Genomic DNA, 16,221 nt, shown 5'->3' on the forward strand with positions numbered 1-16,221 from the left:
TTCTGCTTTTGCTTTCTTCTGTTGATTCCGTGGTGGGACGCCGCCGCAATGTGTCCGTGGCCGGGTGGGTGGGTTGCGCAGGGGCGTGAGCCGCATGGATGCGGCGATCGAGCTTACATGGACGTACTTGCAGCGCCCCCTGCGCGACCCATCCACCGGGCCCAACCTGATGGATCCACCGGGCGCGACCCACCACGAGGGGCTCTGCCGTTCGCCGTCCTACTCCACTCCCTCACGCTCGATCGGCACGCTCCGCGGGTTCTGCATGTCCTCCCGCGCGGCGCCATAGCGCTGCTGCCGCTTGTGATGGAACGCCACGAACTCATCACGTGGCAGTGGCCGCGAGAACAGCCAGCCCTGTCCGAATTCCACCTTGCGGCTGTGCAGATAGGCCAGCTGTGCTTCGGTCTCCACGCCCTCGGCCACCACCCACAGCCCCAGCTCCTTGGCCATGTCGATGATGTGCGGGGTCACCGGGCTGGTCGCACTCTCGGTGCCGATCGCATCGATGAACGACTTGTCGATCTTCAGCGCATCCAGCGGCAGCTGCTCCAGGTACTGCAGGCTGGAAAAGCCCACGCCGAAATCATCGATGGCCACGCTGTGGCCGGCGCGGCGTGCCTGCGCCAGCATCGTGCGGGCGCGGTCCAGGTCGAGGAAGCCGCGCTCGGTGGCTTCCATCCAGATCTGCTGCGGCAGGATGCCGCTGCCGGCCATGTGCTTGGAGATCATCTTCAATGCGCGACCGCTGCTGATGTCCTCGGCGGCAAGATTGATCGCGATGTGTGCGCTGCGATCGGCCACCAGCAGCTCGCGCATGTCGCGTACCACGTTCTCGATCACCAGATCGGTGACGTCGGCGATCATTCCGGCTTCCTCGGCCAACGGAATGAACAGGTCCGGGCGCACCTGGGTGCCATCCGGGCGCTGCCAGCGCACCAGCGCCTCGGCGCCGACGCAGATGCCGGTATCCAGTTCGATGATCGGCTGGTAGTGCAGGTACAGCTCGCGGCGCCGGATCGCGGTGGCCAGTTCGCCGCGCAGCGACAGGCGGCGACGTGACAGCCAGATCACCAGGCCGGCACCGGCGGTGGCCAGCAGGACGCCCAGCGGCACGAACAGCCACGCCTGCTGGCGGAAGGTCGCAGCCAAAGCGGTACGTGGCGTGGTTGCGATCGCCAGCCACTCCTCGTTGCGGGCGGTGGCGTACAGCGTGTTCTGGTCCAGGCCTTCGCCCGGGGCTCGCAGCAGCGCTTCCAGCAGCGCCGGGTCCATGCCCTCCTGCCTGGCCAGCAGGCGGCCGTCCGGGCTGGCCAGGGCCAGGCGCACGTGCGGGTCGACGATGACGTCGACGAAGCGGCGCGGATCGACCAGCACATCGTAGTTGCCGTACAGGATGGCCAGCATCTGCCGCCGGCCACTGGTTTCGGGCCGCACATCCACCGCAATCCCCGCACCGTCACTGGTGACATGGTCGGCCTTGGGCTGGTTCACGTCGGATGGGAACGGCCCCCACGACGTGCAACGCAGCTTGCCGCCCTCGAAATAGCCCATCTGGTCGACCGACGACGTGGTCATCACCAGAGTCTGCATGCGCCGGATGTGGTCCGGCCCGCACGGGTCGTAGGCGCCGGCCTCGGCGGACTTCAACGCGGCCAGCGCTTCCAGGTAGGACTGGTCGGAGCGTCGCAGGGTGCGGCCGGCGATGTCGCGCAGGCGCTGCTGCTCGACACTGACCGCACGGTCCCAGGTGGCATAGGCCATCACTGCGATCGGCACAGCCGCGGCCAGCAGCGCCAGTGCGGTGCCGCCAATGATCACGCGCAGCCGGCTCATGGCCGGGGCTCCAGCAGGGCGGGCAGGGCAGGGTGCATGGACTGGGCCGATCCTTGGGCAGGTGCGGCTATCTGAGCATGGCGCCGGGCCGGGAGGAATGGGCTCGACCCGGCATTTCGTCACATTGTGATGAAAGCGGCCAGGTTTGACGGGATCGGCCCATCCGGCGCTGGCGCTCCGACGCGCGGAGGACTACCGTCGAACGCTTCGCCCGCCCCTTTCCCGCGCCCATGACCGAGCCCGCCACGCCCCCCGAGCACCTGCGCCGCAGCCTGTCCAACCGCCACCTGCAACTGATCGCCATCGGTGGTGCCATCGGCACCGGCCTGTTCATGGGCTCGGGCAAGACCATCAGCCTGGCGGGCCCATCCATCGTCTTCGTCTACCTGATCATCGGCGCGATGCTGTTCTTCGTGATGCGCGCGATGGGCGAGCTGCTGCTGTCCAACCTGAACTACAAATCCTTCATCGACTTCTCCACCGACCTGCTCGGCCCCTGGGCCGGCTTTTTCTGCGGATGGACGTACTGGTTCTGCTGGATCGTCACCGCCATCGCCGACGTGATCGCGATTGCCGCCTACGCGCAGTTCTGGTTCCCCGGGCTTGAGGCCTGGAAGCCGGCGCTGGCGTGCGTGATGCTGCTGCTGTCGTTGAACCTGGTGACGGTGAAGCTGTTTGGCGAAATGGAATTCTGGTTCGCGCTGATCAAGATCGTGGCGATCTGCGCGCTGATCATCACCGGTGCCGGGCTGGTGGCGTGGGGCTTCACCTCGCCCAGTGGCCACACCGCGGCGCTGTCGAACCTGTGGAATGACGGTGGCATGTTCCCGATGGGGCTGGTCGGCTTCTTCGCTGGCTTCCAGATTGCGGTGTTCGCCTTCGTCGGCATCGAGCTGGTCGGCACCACCGCCGCCGAAACCGCCGACCCCGAGCGCAACCTGCCCAAGGCGATCAACTCGATCCCGGTGCGCATCATCATCTTCTACGTGCTGGCGCTGATCGCGATCATGGCGGTCACCCCGTGGCGCCAGGTGGTGCCGGACAAGAGCCCGTTCGTGCAGTTGTTCGTACTGGCCGGCATTCCCGCCGCCGCCAGCCTGATCAACTTCGTGGTGCTGACCTCGGCCACGTCCTCGGCCAACAGCGGCATCTTCTCCACCAGCCGCATGCTGTATGGCCTGGCCGAAGAGGGCCACGCACCGCGTGGGCTGTCGCGGTTGTCACGCGCGGCGGTGCCGGCCCGCGGCCTGCTGTTCTCCTGCCTGTGCCTGCTGGGCGGCACGTTGCTGATCTACCTGATCCCGAACCTGGTGACGGCGTTCACCCTGGTGACCACGCTGGCCACCGTGCTCTTCATTTTCGTCTGGTCGCTGATCCTTGTGGCCTACATGGTCTACCGCCGCCGCTACCCGGAGCGCCACGCTGCCTCGATCTTCAAGATGCCTGGCGGCGTCGCCATGTGCTGGGCCTGCCTGGTGTTCTTCGCCGGCGTACTGGTGCTGCTGAGCCTGCAGGGCGACACCCGCCAGGCGCTGATCGCCAGCCCGGCGTGGTTCGTGCTGCTGGGCGTGGGGTACTGGGTGCGACGCAGAACGGCGAAATGACCGGGGATGCGGAGGGGGCGGCAATTCCGGAAATCGCGAACGTTGGAGATCGGGAACTTCGGAAATCGGAAATCGGAAATCGGAACTTCGGAACATCGGAACATCGGAACTTCGGAACGTCGGAACTTCGGAACGTCGGAACTTCGGAACGTCGGAACGTCGGAACGTCGGAACGTCGGAACGTCGGAACGTCGGTAGAGTCGACTGTTAGTCGACTGCTCTCCCATGGGCCACCGCAAAACCCCGCGCTGCGCGCGATAGTCGACTAACAGTCGACTCTACCGGTGCAGCTACCGGTGCCAGTTCCAGTTCCGTTGCGGGTCCCGGTACCCGCCCTATCCCCATTCACTTGGCGTTAGCGGGCGCGGCCGGATCATCCGGCCGCCATGTTTACCCGCCCTGCCGCCATCGCACTGTTGCTGCTGTCCAGCCTATGGCCGGGGCTGGCGGCCGCGCGCACCGTCTACCGCTGCGTGCAGGGCAACACCGTCAGCCTGGCCACTGCTCCGGAACCCGGTTCACGTTGCACCCCGAAGGAAATCGACGACAACGCCATCCAGGCCCCGAACCTGTGGGGCAACATGGGTGTGTTCAGTGGTGTGCTGTACGAGCGCGAGCAGGATGGCGTGCTGGTCTATTCCACCCGCAACCTGCCCGGTTCGCGGGTGTTCCTGAAGTTCACCGTGGCCACGCCGCCGGGTGAGCCCGCCCACGAGGGCCTTGGCAAGGTCGGCAAGCCGCAGCTGGCCCAGCATGCCAAGCAGTTCAAGGCCGCCGCCAAGGCCACCGGCGTCGACGACGCCTGGCTGCGTGCAATTGCCCATGCCGAGAGCAATTTCGATGCGCTGGCGGTCTCGAGCAAAGGCGCGCAGGGCGTGATGCAGCTGATGCCCGAGACCGCGCAGGAATTCGGTGTGCGCGATCCGTTCTCGCCGCAGCAGTCGATCGATGGTGGCGCGCGCTACATGCGCGCGCTGCTGCGCCGCTACAACGGTGACAGGCCGCTGGCGGCGGCGGCCTACAACGCCGGTATCGGTGCGGTCACCCGCTACAAGGGCGTGCCGCCGTATGCCGAAACCCTGGCCTATGTGGACAAGGTGATGGCGCTGTACGCACGCTACCGCGAAGCGATGGGCATTCGCACCGAGGTGCCCGCGCGCTAGGCAGGCGGTGCTGTGCGCGCGGTTGCGGGGGGTGTTGTAGAGCCGAGCCCATGCTCGGCTGCTGTCAGCGCAGCCGAGCATGGGCTTGTATGTTCCTCCCGGCTCCTACGAGGTATGTAGGAACCAGGGTGGAGGGACCGTCAACATGATATCTGCGGGTACCAGCCGACAGACGAGCCGAGCGATCCCCATCCCGCACCTTAACGTCGATAAAGGATCTAGCGGCCTTTGAGGACCGCCGATGTAGGCAAGCCAACGTGGTGCGGTACCACCCCAGCCCCTCAACAATAGCTGGGAGTTGCGCAGATGTCAGATCGTTTGGCTGTCGGTATCGATGCCGACTCAAAGAGCCTTGTGGTGGCACGCCATGGCACCAAGGGCAGCACTCGAATCGCCAATTCAGCATCGGCCATCGATAAGTGGCTGTCTGGCCTGCCGACCAGGTCTCGCATTGGGGTGGAGGCGACCAATCGCTACCATGAGCTTGTGGCTCAATCTGCCCAGAAGGCCGGCCACGCCGTCTTTGTGCTTAATCCGCGCGACATCAAGCATTACGCCAAAGGGGTGGCTTGCCGCGGCAAGACCGACTCTGGCGACGCACAGGTTATCGCGCGCTACATCGCGAAGGAGGCCGACAATCTGCACGAGCATGTCGCCCGTTCGCCTGCGCAGGAGCGGCTGCATGTACTGCTCCAGCAACGTGACAGCCTGGTCCGGAGCAAGGCGAAGCTCACTCTATCGCTGGGTCCGGATGCACCACGGTCTGCCAGCTTCGCGCATATTTTCAGCGCTCTGAAAGAGGCCATCGCCTCGCTGGACCAGCAGATCCAGCAGCTGTGCCGCACGGGTGAACAGTGCGACCTGTATCGGCGGATCATGACCATCCCGGGGATCGGACCGACGGTGGCCGCCTTCATCACCCATCACATCACACGCTGGCCCTTGGCCAGCGCAGATGCCTGGATTGCCTGCACCGGCCTGGATCCGCGACCCAACGAGTCCGGCGCCCGCATCGGCAGACGGCGTCTGTCCAAGCGTGGCAGCGCCAGCCTGCGCCAGATTCTTTACATGGCAGCCATGGGCCTGACCCGCTCGAAAGGGGGCAAACCTCTTTACACCGCCATCCGCGAGCGCGGCCATAGCAGCACCGCCAGCTTCAACATCCTGGCCAGAAAGCTGGCCAAGATTGCGTGGGGCGTCTTCAAAAGTGGTCGGGATTTCGATCCAGCCATGCTGAAAGTGGGTCAAGCCTGCTTCCAGCGGGCTTGACCGCGAACATAGGATCTCGGCTCTACAGGAAATGCGCTCAGCGCGAGGTCGAGGTGCTGACCAGTTCGTAGCGCTCGATGCGGCCAAGACGGGCAACCTCGGCCTGCACATCGGCGCGTTGCTTGAGCGCACGCCAGGCCGCATCGATCTTCACGTCGCCCGGCAGTGACGGATAGGTGCGCATGTCCTGCAGGCTGGCCAGCGTCTCGCCACGGTCGGTGGGGGAGCGCAGCTGTTCGATCAGCACTGCGGCTGCGCCATCCAGGTCGCCTTCGTCCAGCAGCATCTCGCGATGGAACAGGCGCGCGTCGTCGCGCTGGGCGAGGATCACCGAGCGTGCGGCTTCCATTGCCTGGGCATCGCCGCGTTCGCGGGCGGCAGCGAACTGCACCAGGGCTTGTGCGGCTTTGCCGTAGGCGCCGAGACCGGGGAGGTCCTTCACGGCCTGCGCTGCATCCTGCATGCGGTCCAGTGAGGTGAACACGAAGGCGACATTCAACCGGTGTTCGATGTCGTCCGGGCCGAGTGCGCCGATGCGGGCCGCCTGTTGCGCCGCCGCCAGGGCATCGTCAGTGCGGCCCAGCCGGCGCAACGCGGTGAACCGGCTGTTGAGCAGCCACGCCACCCATTCGGCTTCCACCGCCGACGGCGATTCACCTTCGGCGGCCGCACGGGCCATGCCGTCGGTCAGCGCCAGCACTTCCTCATTGCGGTCCAGCATCAGCAGCGTGACGCTGAACTGGGCCATGCGCGCGTCCAGCTTGCGATCAAGCAGGCCGGACACCCGCAGGTCGTCCAGGTGCTTCTGCGCGACCTGTACCGGGTCGAAGCGCGGATCGGCACGGTCGACGTAACGGTCGAAGCGCTTGTCGCTGCGCAGCTGGATGATCTCGGCCGGGCTGTCGATGCGGGCCAGCGTGGCCGGAATGGCGTCGCCGCGGCCGTTCTCCGCCTGCAGCGTGGCCAGCGCCAGCCACAGTCCGGCCGGCTCCAGGCCACCGCGCTTCCAGCCGTTGTCGAACAGCGCCTGCAGCAGGTCCATGCGCTGTCGTGGCTGATCGCGCAGGCGGTACTGCAGGTAGCCGATCACCTGGTGTTCGAGTGGCACGGGTTCGTCGGCATGTTTCAGCGCCTGTACCAGGTAACGGGTGGCCACCGCAGGCTTGTCCTCGGACAGTTCCACCGACATCCGGGTGAGCAGGATCTGCGCATCGTCGGGCAGCGCTTCCTCCGCCCGCTGCAGATAGCGGCGGGCCTGGGCCGGCTTCTTCTGCATCAGTGCGGTCCAGCCGGCCACCTGCGAGGCACGGCCCCGTCGCTCGGCGTCGAAGTCATCCAGCAGCGGATCCTCCATCAGCCGCTCCATGGCAATCAGCGCCCCCAGCGTGTTGCCGCTGCGCGACTGCTGGATCGCCTCATCCCAGTGCGTGGCGTAGGCCATGTGTACCGCGTCGCTGGTGACCGACGGCTTCTGGGGTGCCACCGTGATCGAGGCGGACACGGGCGTGCTGGCCAGCGTGGCGATCAGCAGGGCGGCGAGGGGGAGCGTGCGGGGCATGGAGGATCTCCATCCGTGGGAACCGCATTGAACCTGCTGTGGCCAACGAGAACAAGCGCGGTGCATGGAACTCTGGTATCCGGCCGCACGATTGGCCGTGGCGCATCCCGTGCGCAGCGTCTATTGTCGGTACCTCTTCACACAGCAGCAGGTAGCGCAGCGCGATGGCACGGTGGCAATGGATGGCGGCAGGCGTGGCGTTGGCAACGGCAGTGGCACTGGCGGCGACCTGGTGGGAGGCACCGCTGCACACGCTGGCTGAACCCGCAGGCCCCGCGCCCACGCCGCTGGCCTGGACTGCGCAGATCGAGCCGCTTGCCGGCGATGGTCATCCGGGTGACCGCGACGGTGCCGCCGCGCAGGCGCGCTTCGCCGACCCGTATTCACTGCTGCGCGGCGCCGATGGCAGCATCTACTTCACCGATGCCGGCGACAACAACCGGATCCGCCGCCGCCTGCCCGATGGCCGCGTCGAAACCGTAGCCGGGCAGGGCGAGGGACGCGTTGATGGCCCGGCGTTGCAGGCCAGCTTCAATTCGCCTTCGGGCATCGCGGCCGATGTGCAGGGCAACCTGTACGTGGCCGACACCGGCAACCACGCGATCCGCCGCATCGGCACCGATGGCCAGGTCAGCACGCTGGCCGGTGGTGAACAGGGCCATGCCGATGGAGCGGCCGCGCAGGCGCGCTTCGATGCACCGATGGGCATCGCAGTGGACGCGCAGGGCCAGGTCTACGTGGCTGACACCTACAACGACCGTATCCGGGTGATCGGTACCGACGGCACGGTGCGCACCCTGGCCGGTGGTGAGCGCCCGGGAATGGCCGATGGCGTGGGCGCCGCGGCGCGCTTCGATACGCCGGTGGCACTGGCCTTCGACGCGCAGGGCGCGTTGCTGGTGGCCGACCTGTTCAACAACGCGGTGCGCCGCGTCGGTGCCGATGGCACGGTCAGCACCGTGGTGGGTGGTGGTGGCGTGATCAATGGGCCGCTGTCGTTGGCCACCACCCACGATGGCGTGCTGTACGTGGGCGACATGGATGGCCGCATCGTGCAGGTGACGCCGCAGGGCCACCAGATCGCACTGGTCGGCAACGGTCGACTGCCACGCCTGGCCCGCCCCAGTGGCCTGGCGATGGACGCCGACGGCAGCGTGCTGGTGGCCGACGCGACGGCCTATCGCCTGCACCGCCTGCGCCCGCTACCGGTGGGGGAACTGCCCGCACCGGCGCTGGTCGGCCCGGCCGCCGATGCCGCGTTGCCCGATACCGGCGGGCGCTGGCCGCTTGCCCCGCAGGATGGCTGGCACGAGGTGGTCGGCACGCTCGGCGAAGTGCGCGGCAACTTCAAGGGCGAGAGTCGCCATCACCTGCACGGGGGCTTCGACGTGCGCGGTGATGTGGGCCAGACCGTGCTGGCGATCGCCGATGGCAAGATCAGCAGCCCGATGGCGGCCTGGAGTCTGGGTGAACAGGCCGAGGGCCTGGCGGTGGACCGCCTCAAGTACATCCACATGCGGGTGGGGCGCACCCCGCGCAATGAACCGTTCGATGCGCGCTGGCAGGCGCTGTACGACGAGCAGGGCAGGCTGGAGCGGATGCGCGTGCGTCGTGGCATGCGCATCCACGTTGGTGACCGCCTGGGCAGCATCAACAACCAGGCGCACGTGCACCTGGCCGTCGGCACCGGTGGTTTCGAGACCAACGCCGTGGCACTGGGCTTCCACAACTATGCCGACCACTTCGCACCGCGCATCACCGATGTGGCGCTGCTGGACGACAACGACCAGCCAATGGCCGCAGGCAGCGATGGCGTGGTGATGGTGGCGCGCAAGGGACGCGGCGTGCAGATCGTGGTGGAGGCCTGGGACCAGGTCGACAACAACCTGCCACGACGCCGCCTGGGCATGTACCAGGTGGGCTACCAGATCCTCGATGCGGGCGGTCAACCGCTGCAGGGCTACGAGCAGCCGCGCTGGAACATCGTGTTCAACCGCATGCCGCCGCAGCGGGAGGCCGTGCGCGTGGCCTACGCGCCGGACAGCGGCATCACCGTGCATGGCAGCGCGGTGACCCGTTTCCGCTACCTGGCGACCAACACCGTGCGCGATGGCCTGATGGAAACCGGCCGCTGGCAGCCGGCAGCGCTCCCGCCGGGCGAGTACGTCGTGCGTGCCAGCGTGCGCGATTACAGCGGCAACGAAGGCATCGGCCCGCGCGAGATCAGGGTACGGCTGCTGCCATAGCCGCGGCCGGGGCGCCGCAGCGTTCGCGCTCGGCGTCCATGTCTTCCAGCGGCCGCACTTCGATGCTGCCGAAGCGTGCCCACGGGAAGTCGCGGGCGATGCGCATGGCTTCGTCGCGGTCGCGGGCAACGATCAGGTTGAAGCCGGCCAGCAGTTCACGGGTTTCGGCGAACGGGCCATCCAGTACGCGACTGTGGCCCTCGCGCACGCGCAGGGTCTGCGCGGTGTCGACCGGCTGCAGTTTCTGTGCGGCCAGCAGCGTGCCTTCGGCCTGCAGTTTGTCGGCGTGGGCGAGGCAGTCGCGCATCAGCGCATTGAATTCTTCGATGGGCAGCGCCTGCAGCAGGGCAGGCTCGATGTAGATCAGAAGCAGGTACTGCTGCATGGCACGGTCCTGGCGGGGGCGGGGTGCCCATGATGGCGCAGGTCTGCGCGTGGGCATGTTGCAGCGCGGGAGGCGCGCCTTCGGCGGGGATCGGCGAACGGCGGAGCCCCTCCGTGGTGGGGTTGGGTTGGTCGCTGAAGGCTGGGTTCATGGGCTTTGCCGGGTGGGTAGGCGGGTCGGGGGACGCCGTAAACCCTTCCTTGGGGGCTTGGCCGCGGCATCCATGCCGCGGACACCCCCGCCCCGCCTACCCACCCGGCCTTGGACAGATCTCTGCGGCTGACCCACCACGGGAAATCACAAGCAAGAGCAAAAGCGGGTCGCTTCGCTCACAAAGCCGAGGCCGCCAGCCAACCGCCGTTGCCGTTGTTTTTGCTTTTGCCTTTTTTCTTGATCTTCCCGTGGTGCGTGCCGGAGGCAGGAAACTGTCCAAGGTCGGGTGGGGAGGCAGGGCAGGGGCGTGAGCCGCATGGATGCGGCGACCGAGCTTACATGGACGTACTTGCAGCGCCCCCTGCCCTGCCTCCCCACCCGGCCAAACCCATGAACCCAGCCTTCAGCGACCAACCCAACCCCACCACGGAGGGGCTCCGCCGTTCGCCGCCCCCCGCCGAAGGCACGCTTTCTGCGGAAGAAAAAAATTCCAACAGACGTGTCGATTCCCAGCCCCCTGGTTCGTTGTACCCAGTGAAGGGCACGCACCACGCGTCCCCACGGGAGACTGCAATGAAAGTAATGGTGATCGTGAAGGCCAACGCCGACTCCGAAGCCGGCCGCATGCCCAGCGAACAGGAACTGTCCGAAATGGGCGCCTTCAACGAACAACTCGTGGCCGCCGGCATCATGCTGGCCGGTGAAGGCCTGCACGCCACCCAGCGCGGTCGCCGCATTCATTTCGGTAACGGCGCACCCAGGGTCGAGGCTGGCCCGTTCGGCCCCGCCAGCGAGCAGATCGCCGGATTCTGGCTGTGGGACGTGCGCTCGCTGGAGGAGGCCGTCGAGTGGGCCAGCCGCGCGCCGTTCGGTAGCGGGGGCACGCTGGAACTGCGCCCCCTGATCACCGCCGAAGACTTCGGTGAAGCCTTCACCCCCGACTTACAGCAGCAGGAACAGCGTCTGCGTGCACAGCTGGAAGGTTGATCCGATCCATTTCCCCGCCGGGCATGGCCCGGCGCTGCCGCCCTGAAACCCTCAACGGAGTAGTGCCATGAAACTGATTCCCTTCCTCGGCTTCAGCGGCCAGGCCCACGATGCGATGGCGTTCTACGCCAAGGCACTCGGTGGCCAGGTCACGTCGGAAATGAAGTACCGCGACATGCCGCCCTCCGATGGCTCGCCGGGCTGCAACGAGATGCCGCCGGAAACCCTCGACCACGTCGCACACAGCCAGCTGGAGATCGGCAACGCCATCCTGATGGCCGCCGATGGCCCCGGCGGTGGCGAGGGTGGCTCGACCACCATCAATGTCGATGTCGACAGCATCGAGGAAGCCGAGCGCGTGTTCGCCGCGCTGGCCGAAGGTGGCCAGGTGCAGATGCCGATCGCCGAAACGTTCTGGGCGCACCGCTGGGGCATGTTGATCGATCGCTACGGCAAGCCGTGGATGGTCAACTGCATGAAGCAGCCCTGATTCCTCTTTCCTTCATCCACAAGGAGCTTTACCGATGAGTGCGCCGCAACCGCAGATGATCTTCGTCAACCTGCCCGTGCAGGATCTCAACGCATCCAAGGCCTTCTTCGCCGCGCTGGGCTACAGCTTCAACCCGACCTTCACCAACGACGATGCGGCCTGCATGGTCATCAGCGAGAGCATCTTCGTGATGCTGCTGACCCAGCCGTTCTTCAGGCAGTTCACCAACAAGGCGATTGCCGATGCGCACAGCCACACCGAGGTGATCACCTGCCTGTCGGCGGACAGCCGCAAGGCGGTGGACGTGATGGTGGACAAGGCACTGGCAGCCGGTGCCAGCGAACCGCAGCCAGCGCGTGACTACGGCTTCATGTACCAGCGCGGCTTCCAGGATCTGGATGGCCATCTCTGGGAAATCGCACACATGGACGGCGAGCCGGGCTGACGGTCGCCGCAGGGAGAACCCTCATGGCTTACGTGGATGCTTACGTTCTGCCGTGCCCGCAGGACAAGGTGGCGGCTTACCGCCGCCTTGCCCGCAAGGCCGGCGCGGTGTGGAAGGACCATGGCGCGCTGCAGTACATGGAGTGCGTGGCCGACGACGTGGAACCAGGCAAGAGCACGTCGTTCCCGCGCGCGGTGAAGGCCAGGCCCGGTGAAACGGTGATCGTCGCCTTCGTGGTGTTCCGCTCGCGTGCGGCACGCGACCGCATCAACGCGAAGGTGATGGCCGACCCACGGTTGGCGTCGCTGGGCCCGAAGGACATGCCGTTCGATACCAGGCGCATGTTCTGGGGTGGCTTCAAGCCGATTGTGGAAGCGTGAGTTGCGGCGCTTGTGCGGGCCGGGCGTGCGTGCTGTGATCGGCGCATGCTCGATCCCGCACTGACACAGCGTCTGGAAACCCTCTGGCGGATGGAGTCGCCGGTGTTGATCGCGCGCCTGGCGCGGCTGCTCGGGGGCGATGTCGGCCGTGCCGAGGAGCTGGCCCAGGACACCTGGCTGGCCGCGCTGGAGCGCTGGCCGGAGCAGGGCATCCCGGACAATCCCGGAGCCTGGCTGATGACCACTGCGCGCAACCGTGCCATCGATGTGCTGCGCCAGCACCAGCGCGTGGCGCAGCAGCACGCGCAATGGGGTGACGAACTGCATCCGGCCCCCCTGCCGGCGCCGGATGACAGCCAGGCGCTGGAAGATGACCTGGGTGACGACCTGCTGCGCCTGATGTTCGTGGCCTGCCACCCGGTGCTGCCTGCCGATGCGCGGGTGGCACTGACCCTGCGCCTGCTCGGTGGCCTGACCACCACCGAGATCGCGCGTGGTTTCCTGCAGCCCGAGCCGACCATCGCCCAGCGCATCGTGCGCGCCAAGCGCACGCTGGTGCAGAAGCAGGTGCCCTATGAAGTGCCGCGCGCGGAGGCGATGCCCGAGCGGCTGGCGTCGGTGCTGGAGGCGATCTACCTGGTCTTCAATGAAGGCTATGCGGCCAGCGCCGGCGATGACTGGATGCGACCGGCGTTGTGCGAGGAAGCGCTGCGGCTGGCGCGCATCCTGGCACATCGGCTGCCGGTACCGCCGGTTCTGGGCCTGCTGGCGCTGATGGAACTACAGGCATCGCGCGCTGCGGCACGGACCGACGCGCAGGGCGCGCCGGTGTTGCTGGACCAGCAGAACCGAGCCCGCTGGGACTGGTTGCAGATCGAGCGTGGGCAGCAGGTGCTGGCCCGCGCGCTGGCGGCCGGTGGCGGCGACGACCCCTATGTGCTGCAGGCGCGCATTGCCGCCTGCCATGCGGCTGCGCGTCGGGCTGAAGCCACCGACTGGCCGCGTATCGCTTCGCTCTATACCCGGTTGCTGCAGGTGATGCCTTCGCCGGTTGTCGCATTGAACCGGGTCGTGGCGGTGCTGCGCAGCGAGGGCGCGTTCGCTGCATGGGCACAACTGCAGCCGCTGCTGGTGGATGCACGCCTGCGCGACTACGCCCCTCTGCAGGTAGTCCGCGGGGAGGTACTACAGGCGCTGGGGCGTGACCTCGACGCACGTCACGCTTTTGCCGAAGCCGCCAGACTCAGCCAGAACCAGGCGGAGCGGGGCCTGCTGCGGCAACGGGCCGGACTGCCGCCCCAGGAGTGACTGCGACGAACGCAGCACTTGTCGGCAGGCGCGTGAGCGGCTATGTTTCGCGCCCAGTGGGCGCATGAGCGTCCGCGTTCCGTGCGTATTGACCGAGGAGCGGTTGGATGTATTCAAGGACGAAGAGCGCATCGCGCGCTTTTGCGCGCCTGCTTGCCTGTGCCCTGTGCCTGGCCGTATGGCCGATCGCCGCGCAGGCTGCAGACAAATCGCAGCAGGCCTACTGGGCCGGTTTTGCCTATACCGCTGATGCCGCTGCCGTGCAGGCGACCACGCCGCATGCGCATGCCGTGCTGGAAAAGCGCGGCCTGATTCCGCTGAACCAGACCCTGGCGCAGGCGCTCAAGCGCCGGCCGCCGGCGAACCTGGAACTGATCGACCAGCCGGTGGCGATGCTCGACGGCACCACCAGCGCGACTGTGCTGGCCGCCGCGCTGGACCGCGAACTGGTTTCGGTCGAGCCGATCGGCAACCAGTACAAGGTCCTGGTGGAAGTGGCCCTGCAGGCGCTCTTCTTCGATTTCCGCGAGCGCCAGGTGATTGCGTCCTATCCGCTGACCCTGCAGCGCATCGACGTGCAGGATTACCGTCCTGACAACGACGATATCGACGCGATCGTCGCCGATCTGCTGTACGGCAATGCTGCCACCAGCCTGTCCCAGGTCCTTGCCACCAGCCTCACCCAGGCCCGCCTGCCCGACGCGGCGGTGCGCCGCCTGCAGGTGGGCGGCGTGACGCTGTCCGATGCGGCACGCGGCAAGCTGCCGGACCCGAAGTGGGAAGGCCCGCTGCGTGCAACGCTGGCCCATGAGCTGTCCAAGACGCTGTCGTCCAACACCGGCGTCGGCCTGCTGCCGCCGGCCTCGGGCCAGGCGATCGGCGGTGCGATGGCCGCGCGCTTTGCCGATGGCAAGGTCTACCAGCTGAAGATTCCCGAGCCGGACTACGTCATCAGCGTGCAGGTCGATGCGCTGAAGAACGGCGTGATTGAAGAAACCCCGGCGATGAAGACGATGCTGTTCGGCGCCTTCTTCACCGCGAAGGTGACCGAGCCGTTCTCCGGCAAGGTCTATTTCGAACAGCCGCTGCGCAAGGGGGCCACCAAGGTGGTACCGGTCACGCAGTGGCAGGTCGACCAGTGGTCGGCCAGCTACGAAACCCTGCTGGCCGGCTTCGACGCCTTCGCCGGCGCCGCCGCCAAGCGCGCCGATTCGCGTGCATGGCTGGACGAACAGAAGCCGGGCGGCCGCCCGTTGCAGCAGCAGACCCAAGCCCTCCAGGAGTTGATCAAGTCATGTCGTTGATGCGTACCATCCTGCTCATCCTCATCGCCCTGGTGGTGGCCTCGCCGGTCGCCGCACAGACCGCCAGCTCGCGTGGTACCGGTTCGGCCAGCTATGGCCTGCGCCTGAGCGCCGACACCCGCGCCCAGGCCCTGAACAAGGCCAAGGTCAATGCACTGGAGGCGTACATCGCTGAAACCGGTGCGGCCAAGCTGCGCCTGTTCGAAGCCCGCCGCGCCGAGTTCATCGGCGAGATCGACCGCTATGTGCTCAGCGCCGTGCCGCTGTCGGACACCGAAGACAAGAAGGCAAAGACCTATACCGTCACCGTCCGCGCCGAGATCAACACCACGCTGCTGCAGACCAAGCTGGACGCGGGTTCGGCCGTGGCCGGTGCCACCGCCGCGCAGCGCTCGCTGCTGACCTTCCTGTTCATGGCACGCTCGCAGGACACCGTGCAGTCGTTCCAGGACAAGGAATACCGCCGCGTCGATGCCAGCAGCAGCTACAGCGAGAACACCCGTGAAGGCGACAGCTTCCGCGGCAACTCGGTCAGCACCAACGGCAGCATCAACCAGAATGGTTCGGTGTCGGTCACCAGCGGCGGCAGCACCACCCAGCGCAGCGACAACATCAGCTGGAAGGTGGCCAACGCGGCCGAGGTCAACACCGCGATGACCGGTGCCTTCAGCGCCGCCGGCTACGAAGTGGTTGAAGCCGAGTACGTGGAAGGCGAATCGCGCGGCCTGCTGAGCATCGAGCGCATCCGCAAGGATTTCAGCACCGGCAACGACCTGTCTGCCGCCACCCTGCGTGATACCGCCAACGGCATCCGTGCGGCCAACATCCCGTACATCGCCGTCGGTACCCTCGACGTCGGCATGCGCGACCGCGACCCGGCCAGCGGCAACACCCGCGTGTTCGTCACCGTCACCGGCAAGGTGCTGGACGTGACCGGTCGCTTCCCGCGCACCGTCTCGTCGGTGGGCCCGGTGCAGTTCTCCGGCACCGGCCCGAATGAAACCGTCGCCCGCACCAACGCCCTGCAGCTCGCCGCCGAGAAGGCCGCCCAGCAGATGATCAACGAACTGAACGTCAAGGCAGTCCGCTGACG

At 66.9% G+C, this 16,221-nt stretch carries 14 protein-coding genes; 11 read left to right on the forward strand and 3 right to left on the reverse strand.

Annotated features, from left to right (window positions below):
* Positions 1–219: 219 nt before the first annotated feature.
* Complete coding sequence (locus QP552_RS02145) at positions 220–1,836, reverse strand: EAL domain-containing protein (protein ID WP_106551430.1); 1,617 nt, start codon at positions 1,834–1,836, stop codon at positions 220–222.
* A gap of 230 nt (positions 1,837–2,066) precedes the next feature.
* Between QP552_RS02145 and cycA the strand changes: the two genes are divergently transcribed.
* From cycA to QP552_RS02160, 3 genes are all read left to right on the forward strand, one after another.
* Positions 2,067–3,440 (forward strand): D-serine/D-alanine/glycine transporter, encoded by a 1,374-nt coding sequence (gene cycA / locus QP552_RS02150; RefSeq protein ID WP_099552541.1) that lies wholly within the window; start codon positions 2,067–2,069, stop codon positions 3,438–3,440.
* 386 nt (positions 3,441–3,826) lie between these two features.
* The gene (locus QP552_RS02155; RefSeq protein WP_286074844.1) at positions 3,827–4,603 is read left to right on the forward strand and encodes a lytic transglycosylase domain-containing protein; all 777 of its coding nucleotides are present in this window, start codon (positions 3,827–3,829) and stop codon (positions 4,601–4,603) included.
* A gap of 306 nt (positions 4,604–4,909) precedes the next feature.
* Positions 4,910–5,872, forward strand: a complete 963-nt coding sequence (locus tag QP552_RS02160) for a transposase (RefSeq protein ID WP_111113188.1) — start codon at positions 4,910–4,912, stop codon at positions 5,870–5,872.
* Between the two features lie 37 nt (positions 5,873–5,909).
* Here the strand turns inward: QP552_RS02160 and QP552_RS02165 are convergent, their stop codons facing one another.
* Positions 5,910–7,430 carry a hypothetical protein gene (locus QP552_RS02165; RefSeq protein ID WP_286074845.1) on the reverse strand — a complete coding sequence of 507 codons (1,521 nt, stop codon included), beginning with the start codon at positions 7,428–7,430 and terminating at the stop codon, positions 5,910–5,912.
* A gap of 164 nt (positions 7,431–7,594) precedes the next feature.
* Here QP552_RS02165 and QP552_RS02170 point away from each other — a divergent pair, with 164 nt between their 5' ends.
* Entirely contained in the window at positions 7,595–9,676 is a 2,082-nt protein-coding gene (locus QP552_RS02170; RefSeq protein WP_286074846.1) for a gluconolaconase, read from the forward strand.
* On the opposite strand, the gene QP552_RS02175 is transcribed toward QP552_RS02170, so the two are convergent.
* On the reverse strand, positions 9,654–10,061 hold the full coding sequence (locus tag QP552_RS02175; protein ID WP_106551254.1) for a YciI family protein: 408 nt from the start codon (positions 10,059–10,061) through the stop codon (positions 9,654–9,656). The two genes, QP552_RS02170 and QP552_RS02175, sit on opposite strands and share 23 nt — an antisense overlap.
* A 726-nt stretch (positions 10,062–10,787) precedes the next feature.
* Here QP552_RS02175 and QP552_RS02180 point away from each other — a divergent pair.
* The 7 genes from QP552_RS02180 (at position 10,788) to QP552_RS02210 (ending at position 16,219) form a co-directional block, all read left to right on the forward strand.
* Positions 10,788–11,201, forward strand: a complete 414-nt coding sequence (locus QP552_RS02180; protein WP_111111701.1) for a YciI family protein — start codon at positions 10,788–10,790, stop codon at positions 11,199–11,201.
* 67 nt (positions 11,202–11,268) lie between these two features.
* The gene (locus QP552_RS02185; RefSeq protein WP_106551248.1) at positions 11,269–11,691 is read left to right on the forward strand and encodes a VOC family protein; all 423 of its coding nucleotides are present in this window, start codon (positions 11,269–11,271) and stop codon (positions 11,689–11,691) included.
* 34 nt (positions 11,692–11,725) lie between these two features.
* Entirely contained in the window at positions 11,726–12,136 is a 411-nt protein-coding gene (locus tag QP552_RS02190; protein WP_106551249.1) for a VOC family protein, read from the forward strand.
* A gap of 23 nt (positions 12,137–12,159) precedes the next feature.
* Complete coding sequence (locus tag QP552_RS02195) at positions 12,160–12,516, forward strand: DUF1428 domain-containing protein (protein WP_106551250.1); 357 nt, start codon at positions 12,160–12,162, stop codon at positions 12,514–12,516.
* A gap of 45 nt (positions 12,517–12,561) precedes the next feature.
* Positions 12,562–13,824, forward strand: coding sequence for a sigma-70 family RNA polymerase sigma factor (locus tag QP552_RS02200; protein WP_111111700.1), 1,263 nt, complete (start codon positions 12,562–12,564; stop codon positions 13,822–13,824).
* A 107-nt stretch (positions 13,825–13,931) separates the two neighbouring features.
* A complete protein-coding gene (locus tag QP552_RS02205) occupies positions 13,932–15,128 on the forward strand; it encodes a hypothetical protein (protein WP_111111699.1) in 1,197 nt (398 codons plus the stop codon).
* Positions 15,119–16,219 carry a hypothetical protein gene (locus tag QP552_RS02210; RefSeq protein ID WP_005407892.1) on the forward strand — a complete coding sequence of 367 codons (1,101 nt, stop codon included), beginning with the start codon at positions 15,119–15,121 and terminating at the stop codon, positions 16,217–16,219. Before QP552_RS02205 ends, QP552_RS02210 begins: the two co-directional genes overlap by 10 nt.
* Positions 16,220–16,221: the final 2 nt, after the last annotated feature.

This window comes from Stenotrophomonas sp. 59 (assembly GCF_030291095.1).
Lineage (GTDB): Bacteria > Pseudomonadota > Gammaproteobacteria > Xanthomonadales > Xanthomonadaceae > Stenotrophomonas > Stenotrophomonas maltophilia_Q.